Annotated in this window: 16 protein-coding genes; 14 read left to right on the forward strand and 2 right to left on the reverse strand. The window is 62.7% G+C overall.

Going from position 1 to position 13,819, the window contains the following annotated elements:
- The first annotated feature begins 65 nt into the window (after positions 1–65).
- Complete coding sequence (locus BMY84_RS10775; protein ID WP_093083768.1) at positions 66–953, forward strand: DMT family transporter; 888 nt, start codon at positions 66–68, stop codon at positions 951–953.
- On the opposite strand, the gene BMY84_RS10780 is transcribed toward BMY84_RS10775, so the two are convergent.
- Positions 925–1,356 carry an OsmC family protein gene (locus BMY84_RS10780; protein WP_093083769.1) on the reverse strand — a complete coding sequence of 144 codons (432 nt, stop codon included), beginning with the start codon at positions 1,354–1,356 and terminating at the stop codon, positions 925–927. The two genes, BMY84_RS10775 and BMY84_RS10780, sit on opposite strands and share 29 nt — an antisense overlap.
- An 88-nt stretch (positions 1,357–1,444) precedes the next feature.
- Between BMY84_RS10780 and BMY84_RS10785 the strand changes: the two genes are divergently transcribed.
- The 13 genes from BMY84_RS10785 (at position 1,445) to BMY84_RS10845 (ending at position 12,598) form a co-directional block, all read left to right on the forward strand.
- The gene (locus BMY84_RS10785; protein WP_093083771.1) at positions 1,445–1,810 is read left to right on the forward strand and encodes a PRC-barrel domain-containing protein; all 366 of its coding nucleotides are present in this window, start codon (positions 1,445–1,447) and stop codon (positions 1,808–1,810) included.
- Positions 1,811–1,986: 176 nt separating this feature from the next.
- On the forward strand, positions 1,987–2,655 hold the full coding sequence (locus tag BMY84_RS10790; RefSeq protein ID WP_093083772.1) for an RBBP9/YdeN family alpha/beta hydrolase: 669 nt from the start codon (positions 1,987–1,989) through the stop codon (positions 2,653–2,655).
- A 103-nt stretch (positions 2,656–2,758) separates the two neighbouring features.
- Positions 2,759–2,950, forward strand: coding sequence for a YezD family protein (locus BMY84_RS10795; protein WP_093083774.1), 192 nt, complete (start codon positions 2,759–2,761; stop codon positions 2,948–2,950).
- A gap of 176 nt (positions 2,951–3,126) precedes the next feature.
- Positions 3,127–5,565 carry a TonB-dependent receptor gene (locus BMY84_RS10800; RefSeq protein WP_093083775.1) on the forward strand — a complete coding sequence of 813 codons (2,439 nt, stop codon included), beginning with the start codon at positions 3,127–3,129 and terminating at the stop codon, positions 5,563–5,565.
- Positions 5,566–5,668: 103 nt separating this feature from the next.
- Positions 5,669–5,950: a type II toxin-antitoxin system Phd/YefM family antitoxin gene (locus BMY84_RS10805; protein ID WP_093083777.1), complete on the forward strand. Its 282-nt coding sequence runs from the start codon at positions 5,669–5,671 to the stop codon at positions 5,948–5,950.
- Complete coding sequence (locus tag BMY84_RS10810) at positions 5,943–6,278, forward strand: type II toxin-antitoxin system RelE/ParE family toxin (protein WP_093083779.1); 336 nt, start codon at positions 5,943–5,945, stop codon at positions 6,276–6,278. The genes BMY84_RS10805 and BMY84_RS10810 overlap by 8 nt, the downstream gene beginning before the upstream one ends.
- Before the next feature lie 58 nt (positions 6,279–6,336).
- Positions 6,337–7,209 carry a 3-methyl-2-oxobutanoate hydroxymethyltransferase gene (gene panB, locus BMY84_RS10815; protein WP_093083780.1) on the forward strand — a complete coding sequence of 291 codons (873 nt, stop codon included), beginning with the start codon at positions 6,337–6,339 and terminating at the stop codon, positions 7,207–7,209.
- Between the two features lie 75 nt (positions 7,210–7,284).
- Complete coding sequence (locus tag BMY84_RS10820; RefSeq protein ID WP_093083782.1) at positions 7,285–7,983, forward strand: tetratricopeptide repeat protein; 699 nt, start codon at positions 7,285–7,287, stop codon at positions 7,981–7,983.
- An 8-nt stretch (positions 7,984–7,991) separates the two neighbouring features.
- Entirely contained in the window at positions 7,992–9,329 is a 1,338-nt protein-coding gene (locus tag BMY84_RS10825; RefSeq protein WP_256215209.1) for an outer membrane protein assembly factor BamB family protein, read from the forward strand.
- Positions 9,330–9,424: 95 nt separating this feature from the next.
- A complete protein-coding gene (gene der, locus BMY84_RS10830) occupies positions 9,425–10,792 on the forward strand; it encodes a ribosome biogenesis GTPase Der (RefSeq protein WP_093083783.1) in 1,368 nt (455 codons plus the stop codon).
- A 17-nt stretch (positions 10,793–10,809) separates the two neighbouring features.
- Positions 10,810–11,010, forward strand: a complete 201-nt coding sequence (locus tag BMY84_RS10835) for a sulfurtransferase TusA family protein (protein WP_256215210.1) — start codon at positions 10,810–10,812, stop codon at positions 11,008–11,010.
- A gap of 92 nt (positions 11,011–11,102) precedes the next feature.
- Positions 11,103–11,537: an Hpt domain-containing protein gene (locus tag BMY84_RS10840; RefSeq protein ID WP_093083786.1), complete on the forward strand. Its 435-nt coding sequence runs from the start codon at positions 11,103–11,105 to the stop codon at positions 11,535–11,537.
- A 56-nt stretch (positions 11,538–11,593) separates the two neighbouring features.
- Positions 11,594–12,598, forward strand: coding sequence for an LLM class flavin-dependent oxidoreductase (locus BMY84_RS10845; protein WP_093084058.1), 1,005 nt, complete (start codon positions 11,594–11,596; stop codon positions 12,596–12,598).
- Here the strand turns inward: BMY84_RS10845 and BMY84_RS10850 are convergent.
- Positions 12,568–13,680 carry an acyltransferase family protein gene (locus tag BMY84_RS10850; RefSeq protein ID WP_256215211.1) on the reverse strand — a complete coding sequence of 371 codons (1,113 nt, stop codon included), beginning with the start codon at positions 13,678–13,680 and terminating at the stop codon, positions 12,568–12,570. The two genes, BMY84_RS10845 and BMY84_RS10850, sit on opposite strands and share 31 nt — an antisense overlap.
- Positions 13,681–13,819: the final 139 nt, after the last annotated feature.

Raw genomic sequence — 13,819 nt, forward strand, 5'->3', positions numbered from 1 at the left:
TCGTGCAACCGGGTTAGAGCGGCGGCGTGACTGCCGCCGTTTCTTCCCCCCGCCCCCACCGGCCCATGCTGGCCATTGGCCTGCGCCTGATCGCGGTCATATGCCTGTCGATCATGTTCGTGAGCGGGCGGATCGCCAGCGAGCGGGGCGTCAATCTGGTCGAGACGGTCTTTTACCGGCAGTTGATCGCCCTGCCGGTCGTGTTCGCTTGGATCGCGTACACGACCGGAGCCTCCGCTATCAAAACACGGCGGATCGGGGTGCATGCCACCCGCATGGCCATCGGCCTGATCGGCATGATGCTGAATTTCCTGTCCTATATCCTGTTGCCGCCAGCCGAAGCGGCCACGATCGGCTTCACCATGCCGATTTTCGGAACGATCCTGTCGGCGTTGATACTGCGCGAAGCGACGGGCATGCATCGCTGGGCGGCGGTGCTGATCGGTTTTGCCGGGGTGCTGGTGATGGTCCGCCCGGATGCGGGCCATTTCCCGGTGCACGGCGTGGCCGTCGCCATCACCGCTGCCCTCGTCACGGCCAGCGTCAGTCTGGTCCTGCGCGAACTGGGGCGGACGGAAAGCGCGGGCGTTGTCGTATTCTGGTTCACTTTGCTGTCGATGGTGCCGCTGGGCATTGCCATGCCCTTTTATGCGCAGGCGCATGATGCGGTGACCTGGGGCTGGTTGCTGCTGATCGGCGTGGTCGGCGGCGTGGCGCAAATCTGCCTGACAGCCGCCTTGCGCTGGGGGCCGGTATCGGTGGTGCTGCCGATGGATTATAGCGCGATCATCTGGACCACGCTGCTGGGCGTGGCGATCGGTCAGGGCTGGCCGATGGCGACGACCTGGATCGGGGCAGCGCTGATCGTGGGGAGCGGGCTTTATATTGCCTGGCGCGAACATCTCCGCGCCAGGCAGATGCGGGTTAGCCCAGCAGTTCCGCGTCCAGACTGATATCCGCCTTCAGCAGCTTGGATATCGGGCAGTTGGCCTTCGCCTTGCCTGCCAGTTCCTGAAAGGTTGCGTCATCGGCGCCGGGAATCGTCGCCTTGAGTGTCAGCTTGCTGGCGGTCACGGCGAAACCATCATCCAGCTTCTCCAGCGTTACGACGGCACTCGTCTCCATCTTCTCCGCCGTCAGGCCCGCTTCGCCCAGGATCAGCGACAGCGCCATGGTGAAGCAGGAGGCGTGGGCGGCGGCGATCAGTTCTTCCGGGTTGCTGCCCGGTTGCCCTTCGAAACGGGTGGCAAAGCCATAGGGATAAGCGTCCAGCGCGCCACTCTGGGTCGAGATCGCGCCCTTTCCGTCCTTCAGACCTCCCGTCCAGACTGCCGAACCGCTGCGATTGATCTTCATAGCCAAAGCTCCTCTAGATGAAGTGGAGGAACCCCGGCGCTCCCCCATAGTTGCACGACTATAGAAACATTCGTGCAGGAGAGTGACAATGAGCGACCTGACTCTTGAAAATCACGGCGACCTGATCGCATCCGATCGGGTGGAGGGCACCGCCGTCTATAATCGCCAGGGCGAGCATCTGGGCAAGATATCCAACTTCATGGTCGACAAGGTCAGCGGGCAGGCGCGCTATGCCGTGCTGTCCTTTGGTGGCTTTCTCGGCGTTGGGAATGATCATTACCCCCTGCCCTGGTCGATGCTGAACTATGACAAGGCGCAGGGCGGCTATGTCATCGATCTGGACAAGCAGTTGCTGGACAATGCGCCCCGCCACAGGCTGGACCAGCGGCCCGACTATGACGATGCCTATGGCCGCAACGTCTATCAATATTACGGCCTGATCTATCCCTGGTGATCGGCCAGACAGCATTCTGAACGGCCCGGCGACACCCTGTCGCCGGGCCGTTTGCACGACTGATCGCCGCGCTTTTCCGATTGCCCAAATTTCACCACATTTCACCGCTTGCCCATTGTCTACCAGATGAATAGAATTATTGTCAGACCCTCGACATAGAGGATGAGGACCAGACCATGGAGCGATTCGGTTTTTCGAGTGACACGCGCCAGCCGGTCATACTGACCATCCCAGGCCTGAATAATAGCGGGCCGGGACATTGGCAGACATTGTGGGAGGAAAAGCGGGGCGACTGCGAACGGGTCGATCTGGGCAGTTGGGCCAGCCCCAACCGCAATGCCTGGGTCACGCGCCTGGACGCCGCCATCCGGCAGGCCAATGGGCCGGTCATATTGGCCGCGCATAGTCTGGGCTGCATGGCCGTCGCCTGGTGGGGCGCGCTTCAGAGTCAGGCCTATGGCTGGCCGGTGACGGGTGCCTTGCTGGTCGCGCCGCCCGATTGCGACCGGATGGAAACGCCCGAGACGATCGGCGGATTTGGCCCAACGCCACGCGCGCAACTGCCCTTCCCGTCGATTCTCGTCGGCAGTCGCGACGATCCCTATATCTTCTTCGAACGTGCGCACAGCATGGGCAAGAATTGGGGCAGCGAATTTGTCGACGCAGGCTATGCCGGGCATATCAATGCGGAGTCCGGCCTTGCCGACTGGCAGTTCGGCCAGTCCCTGCTGGAGCGGCTGATCGACAATGCGCAGGAGCAAGCGTCGGCCATGCGCCAGATGCGCCCTGCCATCCCGCTGGCACAGCAGGATCGCAAGCCCGTCCGAGCGGCGATGCATCCATAACAGGCTCACCCCCGAGGGGCGCGACAAGACAAACTTGCGCGCCCCTTATATTTGCTTTTTTGTCTATCTTTGGGGTTGAGATATGAAGGCGAAAGAGGGTTATATGAACGAACACAGACCAATAGATATTCGCCATGGCCGCGCCGAAGGGCAACGCGCCGACATCACCGTCAGCATCGACAAAGTGCGCGACGTGTTGGAAGGACTTCGCTTCGGATCGATCACGCTGACCGTCCATGACGCGCGCGTGGTGCAGATCGACGTGACGGAAAAGACGCGCCTCGCAGCCGGTTGACGGCGCCCGAAGGGACAAAGCCGCGGGGGCGCGGCATGACTTTGGGTCCGCATGGACCCATGGCGGCAAGGGGTGAGCCGCCGTTAAAGGGATCATCCCCCGAATATCGGCTCTGACCGGACAACCGGAACAGCCGCAATCAACGACCACCGGACAGCCGGATAAAGGGGAAAATCATGATTGCGCGTTTCCTGTTGCTCGCCAGTGCGGCGAGCGCCTCCATCATCACGCCCGCTGCCTTTGCGCAGGACGCGGCACCACAGCCCACAACGGACGAAACCGAGGCCGCCAACGTACGCGGCGAGGTGATCGTCGTGACCGCCCGCCGCCGGCAGGAAACCGCGCAGGAGGTGCCGCTGGCCATCTCCGTGGTCAAGGGCGACAGCATCGAGGCGACCGGTAACTTCAACATCGTGAAGCTCCAGCAGCTTGCCCCGACTTTGCAGGTCTATACGACCAATCCGCGCAACACGTCGGTCAATATTCGCGGCCTGGGCGTGCCGTTCGGCCTGACCAGCGACGGCTTCGAGCAGGGCGTCGGCATCTATGTCGACGATGTTTATAACAGCCGCGTCGCCGCCGCGACCTTCGACTTTCTCGACGTCAGCCAAGTGGAAGTGCTGCGCGGGCCGCAGGGCACGCTCTATGGCAAGAACACCACCGCCGGTGCGATCAACATAACGACCAACCAGCCGACCTTCGATTTCGAAGGCCGCGCCGAGCTGACTGCCGGCAATCTCAACTACAAGCAGGCCAAGGCGGCCGTATCCGGCCCGCTGTCGGAAACGATCGCCGCGCGCATCGCCGTGGCCGCGACTACGCGCCGAGGCACCATCTATAATGTCACCAGCGAACGCTGGATCAACGAACAGGATAATCTGGGCATTCGTGGCCAGTTGCTGTTCAAGCCCAATGACGATTTCAGCATCACCCTGTCGGGCGACTACAGTAAGCAGGACCCGGAATGCTGCGGCACCGTGTTCGTGCGCGTCGGCAAGACCCAGCGTGCCCTTACCCGCCAATATGACGCGCTCGCCGCCGCGCAGGGCTATGTCGTGCCCAGCCGCAACCCCTATGACCGCGTCACCGACATCGACGCCAATCTGAACGCTGGCAACAAGATCGGCGGCGTATCGGCCAAGGCTGTATGGAATGTCGGACCGGGCACGCTGACATCCGTCACCGCCTGGCGCTTCTGGGACTGGCAGCCGGAAAATGACCGCGACTTCACCGGCCTGTCGATCGTGTCCCGCTCGCAGAACCCGTCGCAGCAGGACCAGTATAGCCAGGAGTTCCGCTACAGCTATGAAGGTGAGAAGATAGATTTCGTCGGCGGCCTGTTCGGCTTCAAGCAGCGGATCGACACACAGGGCACGGAGCAGCAGGGCGCCAATGCCAGCCAGTGGAGCCTGACCGGCGCTCTGGCCAGCGATCCCAGCGTGCTGGAGGGGCTGACCGCCAGCAACACCCAGTGGCTCAAGAGCACCAGCGCGGCGCTGTTCGGCCAGGTCAGCTGGAAGGTGACCGACGCCCTGACGATCCAGCCGGGTGCCCGCCTGAACTATGACAAGAAGTCGGGCTATTATCAGCGCGTGGTGACGGACGGTTCCGGCAACACCATCAGTTGCACCCCCACGCCGGCCTCCGGCACGGTGCTGGCGGCCCAGTGCGGCATCTATCAGCCGCAGGAAAGCTCGCCATCCGATAGCGCGTGGAACTTCACCTACGACTTCAACGTCAATTACAAGGTCGCGCGCGACGTGCTCGCTTATGCGACCTATGCCAAGAGCTTCAAGACGCTGGGCATCAACCAGAATGGCCTGCCGCTCAATGCCGACAACACGGTGAATTATGATGCCGGCACGGTGAAGCCGGAGTCGGTCCATCATTTCGAACTGGGGCTGAAAACCCAGTTCTGGGATCGCAGGGCGACCTTCAACCTCACCGCCTTCCGCACCGACATCAAGAATTTCCAGGCGACCGTGAATGGTGGCCAGTTCGGCACCGTGCGCGGCTATCTCGCCAATGCGGAAAAGGTCCGGTCGCAAGGTATCGAGGCGGACTTCAAGGTGGTGGTGAGCGATCGCTTCACTGCCTATGCCAATGGCGCCTATACCGACGCCAAATATAAGAAGTTCACCAACGCCCCCTGCCCGCCCGAACTGTCCGGCGGTACATTGCAGGCAAGCGGCGCAACGCCGGATTATTCCAATGCAGGCGTTCCCGACACGCTCAGCCCGCGCCAGTGCGACATTTCGGGTCAGAGCCTGCCCGGCGTATCGAAATGGGCCTTTTCCTATGGTGCGGAATATAATGTTCCGGTCACGCTGCTGGCAAAGGACGGGCAAATCTATCTGGGCGTGGACGGCAATTATCGTTCGCACTGGAACAGCAATGCCTCGCCGTCCATCTACACCGACGTAAAGGGCTATGCGCTGACCAACGTTCGCGCTGGTTTCCGTGGCGAAGGCTTCGACATTTTCGGCTGGGTCCGTAATGCCTTCGACGTCAACTATATCGAGAATTTGCAGGTCGCCCCCGGCAATACCGGCCTGATCGTCGGCCAGCCGGGCGATCCGCAGACCTGGGGCGGAACGATCAAGTTCAGCTTCTGATCGGATTCTGCGATTTCGGACGGGGCGGCAGCGATGCCGCCCCGTTTGTGCTGGGCGGCGGAATAGACTATATATGGTCCGAATTTGTTCGAGGACCGAAGCGATGCGCTATTCCACCCGGATCAAGCCGATCAGCTATTTCAAGGCCAATGCCGCCGAGGTGCTGGCAGAGCTGAACGACGGCGCCGAACCGATGATCCTCACCCAGAATGGCGAGGCGAAGGCGATCATCCAGGATATCCGGTCCTATGAAAAGACGCAGGAAACTTTGGCGATGCTGAAGATACTGGCGCTGGGCATGGAAGAAGTCCGCACAGGCAAGACAACCCCACTGGAAGATGTCGTCGCCGAAATCAAAGCACGCCGTCGCGAAACCCATGGCTGAACCGCCCTATCCGGTCCGATTGGCCGATAGCGCAATGAACGATCTTGCGGACATTCGATCCTATATCGCTGAGCAGCGCTCGCCTGAGGATGCAGATCGCCTGATCGACATGCTGGTCGATCGCATGGCCTCCTTGCGTCACTTTCCTTTGCGCGGGAGTGTTCCGCTCGAACTCGATGCGCTGGGCGTCCGCGACTACAGGCAGTTGCTTCAGAATCCCTATCGTATCGTCTATCACTTTGCTGAAGACGCGGTCGCCATTCTGATGATCGCCGACGGCCGTCGCGATATGCAGGCGCTTTTACAACAACGGCTGCTCGGTTCGTAAAAGCGCGATGGCGCACCCACATTTGCGCCCTGCCCCGCGCTGGGCTAGACCGCGCCCCATGTCCACGACCTTCACGCTCGACACCGCGACCAGTCGCGCCAATCCCACGCCCGCGCCGATGAAGCGCCTGACCGTGCCCGCCATCCAGCGGCGCAAGTTCGAAGGGAAGACGCAGGAACCGCTGGTGATGCTGACCGCTTATACGGCGCGTCAGGCCCAGTTGCTCGATCCGCATTGCGACATGCTGCTGGTGGGTGATTCGCTGGGGCAGGTCATCTACGGCCTGCCCTCTACCCTGCCCGTCACGCTCGACATGATGGTCGCCCATGGCGCCGCAGTAGTGCGCGGCAGCTATCATAGCGTCGTGTTGGTCGACATGCCCTTCGGCAGCTATGAGGCATCCCCGCAACAGGCCTTTGCCAGCGCCAGCCGCATCATGGCGGAAACCGGCGCGGCGGGCGTGAAGCTGGAAGGCGGCGTCGCTATGGCGGAGACGATCAGCTTCCTGACCCAGCGCGGCATCCCGGTCATGGCCCATATCGGCCTGACCCCGCAGGCGGTGAATGCCCTTGGCGGCTATGGCGCACGGGGCAAGAGTCAGGAAGAACATGCCAAAATATTGGGCGATGCCCGCGCCGTGGCCCAGGCGGGCGCCTTTTCCATGGTAATCGAAGGAGTGATGGAAGACATTGCCATCGCCGTCACCGACAGCGTCGACGTGCCGGTCATCGGCATCGGTGCGTCGGCCCGGTGCGATGGTCAGGTGCTGGTCACGGAGGACATGCTGGGCATGTTCGAACGGGTGCCGCGTTTCGTGAAGCGGTACGATAATATCGCTGAAACAATCGGTAATGCAGCGCAACGTTATGCCGCAGATGTCCGTGGCCGGACATTTCCGACCGAAGAACAGGTCTATCGCCCTAAAAAGTGATTTGCCTGTGGCATAAGCGCCGCTATTGATCGCGCCTTCCGGCAGATATTTCTGACCCATTTCTCGGAGAATCCCGTGGCCCTCACGCCGCAAAACAGCGAAGCCTTCATGCGCGAGGTCGATGAAGCCGTCCGTCAGGACCGCCTTCTGACCTATTGGGAGCGCTATGGCCGCCTGACGCTGGCCGCCATCATCCTGGGTCTGGCTGCTTTTGGCGGCTGGCTCTACTGGCAGCATTATAGCAAGACCCAGTCGGAAGCCGTGTCCGAGAAGATGGACGCCGTGCTGACCACGGCCGCCGGTGGTGGCACGCCCGATGCCAAGGAACTGGACGCGCTGGCCGATGCCAGCCAGCCGGGCTATCGCGCCGCCGCCCTGCTGACCAAGGCGGGTCTGGCTGCGCGCAAGGGCGACAGCAAGACCGCGATCGCCGCCTATGCCGCCATGGCCGCCGACAGCAATCTGGACCAGCCCTATCGCGATCTGGCGCTCATTCGCCAGACTGCGCTGGAGTTCGATACGCTCAAGCCGCAGCAGGTCGTCGACCGGCTGAAGCCGCTGGCGATCGAGGGCGCCCCCTGGTTCGGCAGCGCGGGTGAACTGGTTGCGCTGGCCTACGTAAAGATGAACAAGACCGACCTGGCAGGCCCGATGTTCGCCGCCATGGCCAAGGACGCCAATGTGCCGGAATCGATCCGTTCACGCGCGCGTCAGATGGCCGGTGTCATGGGCATCGATGCGGTCGAAGTTCCGACCGAAACCACCGAAGGATGATCGAGCGGATGGCAAGCATGAAGATGGGCCGTGCAGTAACGATGGCGGCTCTCGTCGCCTTGCTGGCGGGCTGCGGCGTCGTCGGTGGCAAAAAGGGTGGCCCCAAGACCCCGGTCCTGGGCAACCGCGTATCGATACTGAGCAACGAACAGGGTGTCGAGGTCGAGCCTTCGCTGGCCGACGTGCCGGTCAGCCTGCCCGCCCCCTATGTCAATGACGCATGGGCGCAGCCGGGCGGCGATCCGTCCAAGGCGATGGGCCATGTGTCGCTGGGCGGTTCGCCGAGCCAGGTGTGGAGCACCAAGATCGAGGGCAGCACGCCGCAGGCACGGCTGGCAGCATCGCCGGTCGTTTCGGGCGGCAAGTTGTTCGTGACCGATGCGGGTGCCCATGTCATCGCATACGATGCGGCCAGTGGGTCCAAGCTGTGGCAGACCAGCCTGCCTTCCGAAGGCAAGGGCAATGGCCGCGCGCTGTTTGGCGGCGGCGTGAGTGTGCTGGGCGATCGCCTGTTCGCCAGCACCGGTCTGGGCGATGTATTCGCGCTCAATGTCGCAGACGGTTCGATCATCTGGAAGAAGCATCCGGGCGGCCCGCTGCGCGGCGCTCCGACGCTGGAAAACGGCCATGTCTATGTGATGGGTCAGGACAATCAGATCTTCGCAATCAACCAGAGCGATGGTGAAACCCAGTGGACCGATAGTGGCACGCTGCAAGTGACCGGCATTTTCGGTGTTGCCGCCCCGGCCGCTGCGCAGGGTACGGTGATCGCGGGCTATAGCTCGGGTGAAATCACGGCCTATCGTTATGAAAATGGCCGCAGCCTGTGGGGCGATGCCCTGTCGCGCACCAGCATTTCGACGGCCGTGGCGACGCTGACCGATATCGATGCCGATCCGGTTATCGATCGCGGCCGCGTGTTCGCCATCGGTCAGGGCGGCCGCATGGCCAGCTATGAACTGACCAGCGGCCAGCGCCTGTGGGAAATCAACATTGCGGGCATTTCCACCCCCGCCGTGGTGGGCGAATGGGTGTTCGCAGTGACCAGTGACGCCCGCCTGCTGTGCGTGGCGCGCGCCACCGGCAAGATCCGCTGGGTCAGCCAGTTGCGCCGCTGGCAGAAGGAAAAGAAGAAGGACAAGGCGATTCGCTGGACTGGCCCGGTTCTGGCCGGCGGCAAGCTGATCGTCGTGTCGACGCGCGGCGAAATGGTCTATGTCGATCCGGCCAGCGGTAACGTCCAGTCGACCGTCGACATGGACAAGCCGATGTCGCTATCCCCGATCGTCGCCAATAATATGCTTTATATTCTGGCAGACGATGGAAAATTGACAGCGTTCCGCTAAGAGCGACAAATATGCTAAGCGCTACTCCCGTGCAGGCCCTGCCTGCGCGGGAGTAGCGCGTTTAATCGGTTTGAATTTTTGGAAGGAATACGGGCATGCTGCCCACGGTAGCTATCGTCGGACGTCCCAATGTGGGCAAGTCCACCCTGTTCAACCGTCTGGTCGGCAAGAAACTGGCGCTGGTCGACGATCAGCCCGGCGTGACGCGCGACCGGCGGGAGGGCGAGGTAAGCCTGCTCGGCCTGGACTTCACGATCGTCGACACCGCCGGTTATGAGGATGAGGACGCCAATTCCCTGCCCGGCCGCATGCGCATGCAGACGCAGGCCGCCGTGGAGGATTGCGACGTCGCCCTGTTCATGATCGATGCGCGTGCCGGCGTCACCCCGCTGGACGAGGAAATCGCCCGCTGGCTGCGCGCCAACGACACGCCCGTCGTCCTGATGGCGAACAAGGCAGAGGGCAAGGCGGCCGATGACGGGGTGATGGAGTCCTTCGCGCTCGGCCTGGGTGAACCCATCCCCTTTTCCGCCGAACATGGTCAGGGGCTGGCCGATCTGTTTCAGGCACTGCTGCCCCTTCTTGATCGCGAGGAATTTCAGGCGGACGAGAAGGAATTTTACGAAGACGAGGAAAGCGCGCCGCTGAAGCTCGCCATCGTCGGTCGCCCCAATGCGGGCAAGTCCACGCTCATCAACAAGTTTCTGGGCGAAAACCGCCTGCTGACCGGACCGGAAGCCGGTATTACGCGCGACAGCATCGCCGTCGACTGGATGTGGACCGACCGCGAAGGGCTGGATCGTCCCGTGCGCCTGATCGACACGGCCGGGATGCGCAAGCGCGCCAAGGTGCAAGAGAAGCTGGAAAAGCTGGCGGTGTCGGACGGCCTGAACGCTGTGAACTTCGCCGAAGTCGTCGTGCTGATGATCGATTCCACCCGTGGTCTTGAGGCGCAGGATCTGCGCATTGCCGACAAGGTATTGGAGGAGGGGCGCGCCCTCGTCGTCGCGCTTAACAAGTGGGACACGGTGGAGCATGGCTCGGCGCTGTACCAGGGCATCAAGCAGGCGCTGTCCGATGGTCTGGCGCAGGTGCGCGGCGTGCCGATCATGACGATTTCCGGAGCGACCGGAAAGGGTCTGGACGACCTGATCCAGGTCGCCTTCGAAACGCGGACCGCCTGGTCGAAGCGCGTGTCGACCGGCATCCTCAACCGCTGGTTCGAAACCGCGCTGGAGGCCAATCCGCCGCCGGCGCCGGGCGGCAAGCGGATCAAGCTGCGCTACATCACCCAGAACAAGACCCGCCCGCCGACGTTCGTGCTGTTCGGCACGCGGCTGGACGATCTGCCCGAAAGCTATCGCCGCTATCTGGTGAACGGCATTCGCAAGGAACTGGGTTTTGGCGCGGTGCCGGTGCGGCTGACGCTGCGCAGCCAGAAAAACCCTTACGCGACCAAGTAAACACGATGGCGGCCGACATGCTGCATGTGAACGCCAGGGGCATGAAATGTCCCTGGCCTGCCCTGCGTGCGGCGCGCGCCATGCGGGAGGCCGACGCCATCCTGATCGAGGCGGACGACCCGATCGCTCCCAGCGAACTGGAAGCGCTCGCCCAGCAGCAAGGATGGGACTTTGCTGCGCTCGATGCCTGTCGTTTTTCGCTCCGTCGCGCGGCCTGATCGACCATCCAAATCCGTTGCGCGCCGCGACCCTTTAACCCCCTGTTTACGCGAAAAGCCTATTTTCAGCGACGCATCTAAGGGAGTGGCGGGTGTCTTATCAACAGGCCGATCTGGTCAACTGGACCGACTTTGCGCGGACCCGGAGCGAACTGGGCGCCGCATTTCTGCGCATTCTCGGCTATTTTCGGGAAGATGGCGTGAAGTCGATCGCCGCCGTCGAAGAAGCGTTCCGCGCCCGCAACGCCGCTGCGCTGGTCAGCCCGGCTCATACGCTGAAGGGCGAATCCGCGCAGTTCGGCGCCTATCGCCTGAGCGCCATGGCCGAAGAAATTGAAATGACCGCCCGCCGCTGTGTGGAAACACGCGAGGGGCCGGACGAACTGATCGAAACGGTCGTCGCGCTGCGCCCCTGCTTCACCGAGACGCTGGCGCTGATCGACCGGGATGCCAGTCCGCTGGTGCCGCGCCGTCCCGCAACCTTCGGGCGCCGTGTCGATGCGCCGACATTCGGCCGCGCCGGATAATCGGATCGCGCAATTACGTCTTGAAACAAAACTAATGCTGCCCCCATATGATGGGCATGACTCGCTTTTCCCTGCTCGACCTCGTCCCGGTTCGCGAAGGCGATACTGCCGCGACCGCCCTTGCCAACGCTGCCGATCTGGCCGCCCATGCCGAAGCGCTTGGCTATCACCGACTCTGGGTGGCGGAGCATCATGGCATGGCCGGCATCGCATCGGCGGCGACGGCCGTCGTACTGGCCCATATCGGCCATGCCACCTCCACCATCCGGATCGGCGCAGGCGGCATCATGCTGCCCAATCATGCGCCGCTGCTGATCGCCGAACAGTTCGGGACGCTGGATGCGCTTTTCCCCGGTCGGATCGATCTGGGGTTGGGGCGCGCGCCTGGTTCCGACCAGCGCGTATCGCAGGCGATCCGACGGACGCTGACCGGCGGGCCGGATCAGTTCCCCCGCGACGTCATGGAATTGCAGGCCTATTTTGCGGGCGACGATCGTCTGGCTATTCAGGCGACACCGGGCGCAGGCGCGCAGGTGCCGATCTGGATCCTGGGCTCCAGCCTCTATGGCGCGCAACTGGCCGCCGCGCTCGGCCTGCCCTATGCCTTTGCTTCCCATTTCGCGCCGGCCATGCTGGACGAAGCGATCGAAATCTATCGGCGTGACTTCCGGCCGTCGGCCGCGCTCAAATATCCCTATGTTATGGCTGGTTATAATGTCTTTGCCGCCGACACACAGGATGAAGCGCAATTGCTGGCCAGTTCGATGCAGCAGGCCTTTGTGAAGTTGCGCACCGGCCAGCCCGGCAAGTTGCAACCCGCGGTGCGCGACTATTTCGACAGCCTGCCGATGCAGGCGCAGGCGATGCTGGCCGACGTGCTGAGCGTATCAAGCATCGGCACACAGGCCGATGTCGAGCGGGATATTGCCGCCTTCCTGCGCCGTACCCAGGCCGACGAACTGATCCTGACCGGTCAGATTTTCGATCCGCAGGCGCGCAAGCATAGCTTTGCCATCGCCATGGCGGCGGCTCAGGCCATCGCGACGCGCGAGCCGGCCTGAACTTCCCCTTTCAGGCGCCCGCCGCTCAATATTCCTGCGGCGGTGGGCGCAATCCGGCGTAATGCCGTGCCGACAGCCACGACCACAGCCAGCACGATCAGCGGTTGCAGGATCAGATAGACCGGATAGAGCGGCGCGCCCATCCGACCGGACAGAGCGCCCAGCACGGGTCCACCCAGCCAGATCAGGATCAGATGGGCGCAGAAGAGGAAGAAGGCATAGGGTTCGATACGCAATAATGTGCCGCGTATCCGGCTGCCTGCCAGCGCCCATGCCAGCCGCCAGAAGGCCAGTGCCGCCGCGATGCGCACGGCGAGATCGATAGCCGTCTGGGTCGTGCGTGCGCCTGTGTCACCGACGGTAATCGCACGATAGAGTTGCAGCCCCATCAACAAGGCGAAGGGGGCGACGGCCAGTAGCCATGGCATGGCCACGGCACGCTCCGCCCAGCCGCCGCGCCGCGCCAATATGCCGGTGGTGAAGAAGAACAGGATCGATGCGCGCATCAGCACCGGCGGCCCCAGTCCGGCGATGTGACAAGCCGCCGCCGTCAACCCGATCAGCGCCAGCGTCCAGGCCGGAAGCCGGACCAGCAGCGGCGCGGCGACCATGCACAGGAACAGATCGCGCAGGAACGGCATCTGCACATTGATGTCGGGATTGCGGGTGATGATCAGCACTTCATCCACCACCCACCAGAGCGATTTAGGCTGCGGCGCGGACAGGTTGAACAGCCATGCGGCTCCCCCCACCAATAGGATGGCAATGATGTTCCACAGCGCCATCGGCAGCAATATGGTGCGCGCCTTGCGCCGGACATGACCCGCCCAGTCACGGGTTCGACTGGAGGTTGCGACCAGCCAGCCCGATATCAGCCCCAGCAGGGGCACCGCGCTCCGCCCGAACATTTCCATCAGCAGCCAGCGCAGATTTTCCTGCGGCGTACCGCGCAGGGCCGCCAGCGCCTCGCCATTCTGCCCGGTCCAGGCGTGGACATAGACCACCCCCAATATGCAGATGACACGCGCTATCGCGATCGCGTCGGAGCGGCGCGCTCCATCGGCCGGCAGAGTGAAAGACAAAAGACCATCCCGATTGTTACGCCCTGACAATGCCCAAGTCCCTCTGCCTGTTCCCCGTCCGAATTGTCTCATCCGGAATGGAGCTGTTTCAGGCAATGCTTAACCCTTGTCTTCCAGACTGATGCGGGCCGTGCGCAAT

Origin of the sequence: Sphingobium sp. AP50 (assembly GCF_900109095.1) — a bacterium.
Lineage (GTDB): Bacteria > Pseudomonadota > Alphaproteobacteria > Sphingomonadales > Sphingomonadaceae > Sphingobium.

What these genes read in the sequence shown, in the direction of transcription:
- BMY84_RS10775 (WP_093083768.1), top strand. Translation starts at nt 66, where the DNA reads ATGCTGGCCATTGGCCTGCGCCTGATCGCGGTCATATGCCTGTCGATC.
- BMY84_RS10780 (WP_093083769.1), bottom strand. Translation starts at nt 1,356, where the DNA reads ATGAAGATCAATCGCAGCGGTTCGGCAGTCTGGACGGGAGGTCTGAAG.
- BMY84_RS10785 (WP_093083771.1), top strand. Translation starts at nt 1,445, where the DNA reads ATGAGCGACCTGACTCTTGAAAATCACGGCGACCTGATCGCATCCGAT.
- BMY84_RS10790 (WP_093083772.1), top strand. Translation starts at nt 1,987, where the DNA reads ATGGAGCGATTCGGTTTTTCGAGTGACACGCGCCAGCCGGTCATACTG.
- BMY84_RS10795 (WP_093083774.1), top strand. Translation starts at nt 2,759, where the DNA reads ATGAACGAACACAGACCAATAGATATTCGCCATGGCCGCGCCGAAGGG.
- BMY84_RS10800 (WP_093083775.1), top strand. Translation starts at nt 3,127, where the DNA reads ATGATTGCGCGTTTCCTGTTGCTCGCCAGTGCGGCGAGCGCCTCCATC.
- BMY84_RS10805 (WP_093083777.1), top strand. Translation starts at nt 5,669, where the DNA reads ATGCGCTATTCCACCCGGATCAAGCCGATCAGCTATTTCAAGGCCAAT.
- BMY84_RS10810 (WP_093083779.1), top strand. Translation starts at nt 5,943, where the DNA reads ATGGCTGAACCGCCCTATCCGGTCCGATTGGCCGATAGCGCAATGAAC.
- panB (WP_093083780.1), top strand. Translation starts at nt 6,337, where the DNA reads ATGTCCACGACCTTCACGCTCGACACCGCGACCAGTCGCGCCAATCCC.
- BMY84_RS10825 (WP_256215209.1), top strand. Translation starts at nt 7,992, where the DNA reads ATGGCAAGCATGAAGATGGGCCGTGCAGTAACGATGGCGGCTCTCGTC.
- der (WP_093083783.1), top strand. Translation starts at nt 9,425, where the DNA reads ATGCTGCCCACGGTAGCTATCGTCGGACGTCCCAATGTGGGCAAGTCC.
- BMY84_RS10835 (WP_256215210.1), top strand. Translation starts at nt 10,810, where the DNA reads ATGCTGCATGTGAACGCCAGGGGCATGAAATGTCCCTGGCCTGCCCTG.
- BMY84_RS10845 (WP_093084058.1), top strand. Translation starts at nt 11,594, where the DNA reads ATGACTCGCTTTTCCCTGCTCGACCTCGTCCCGGTTCGCGAAGGCGAT.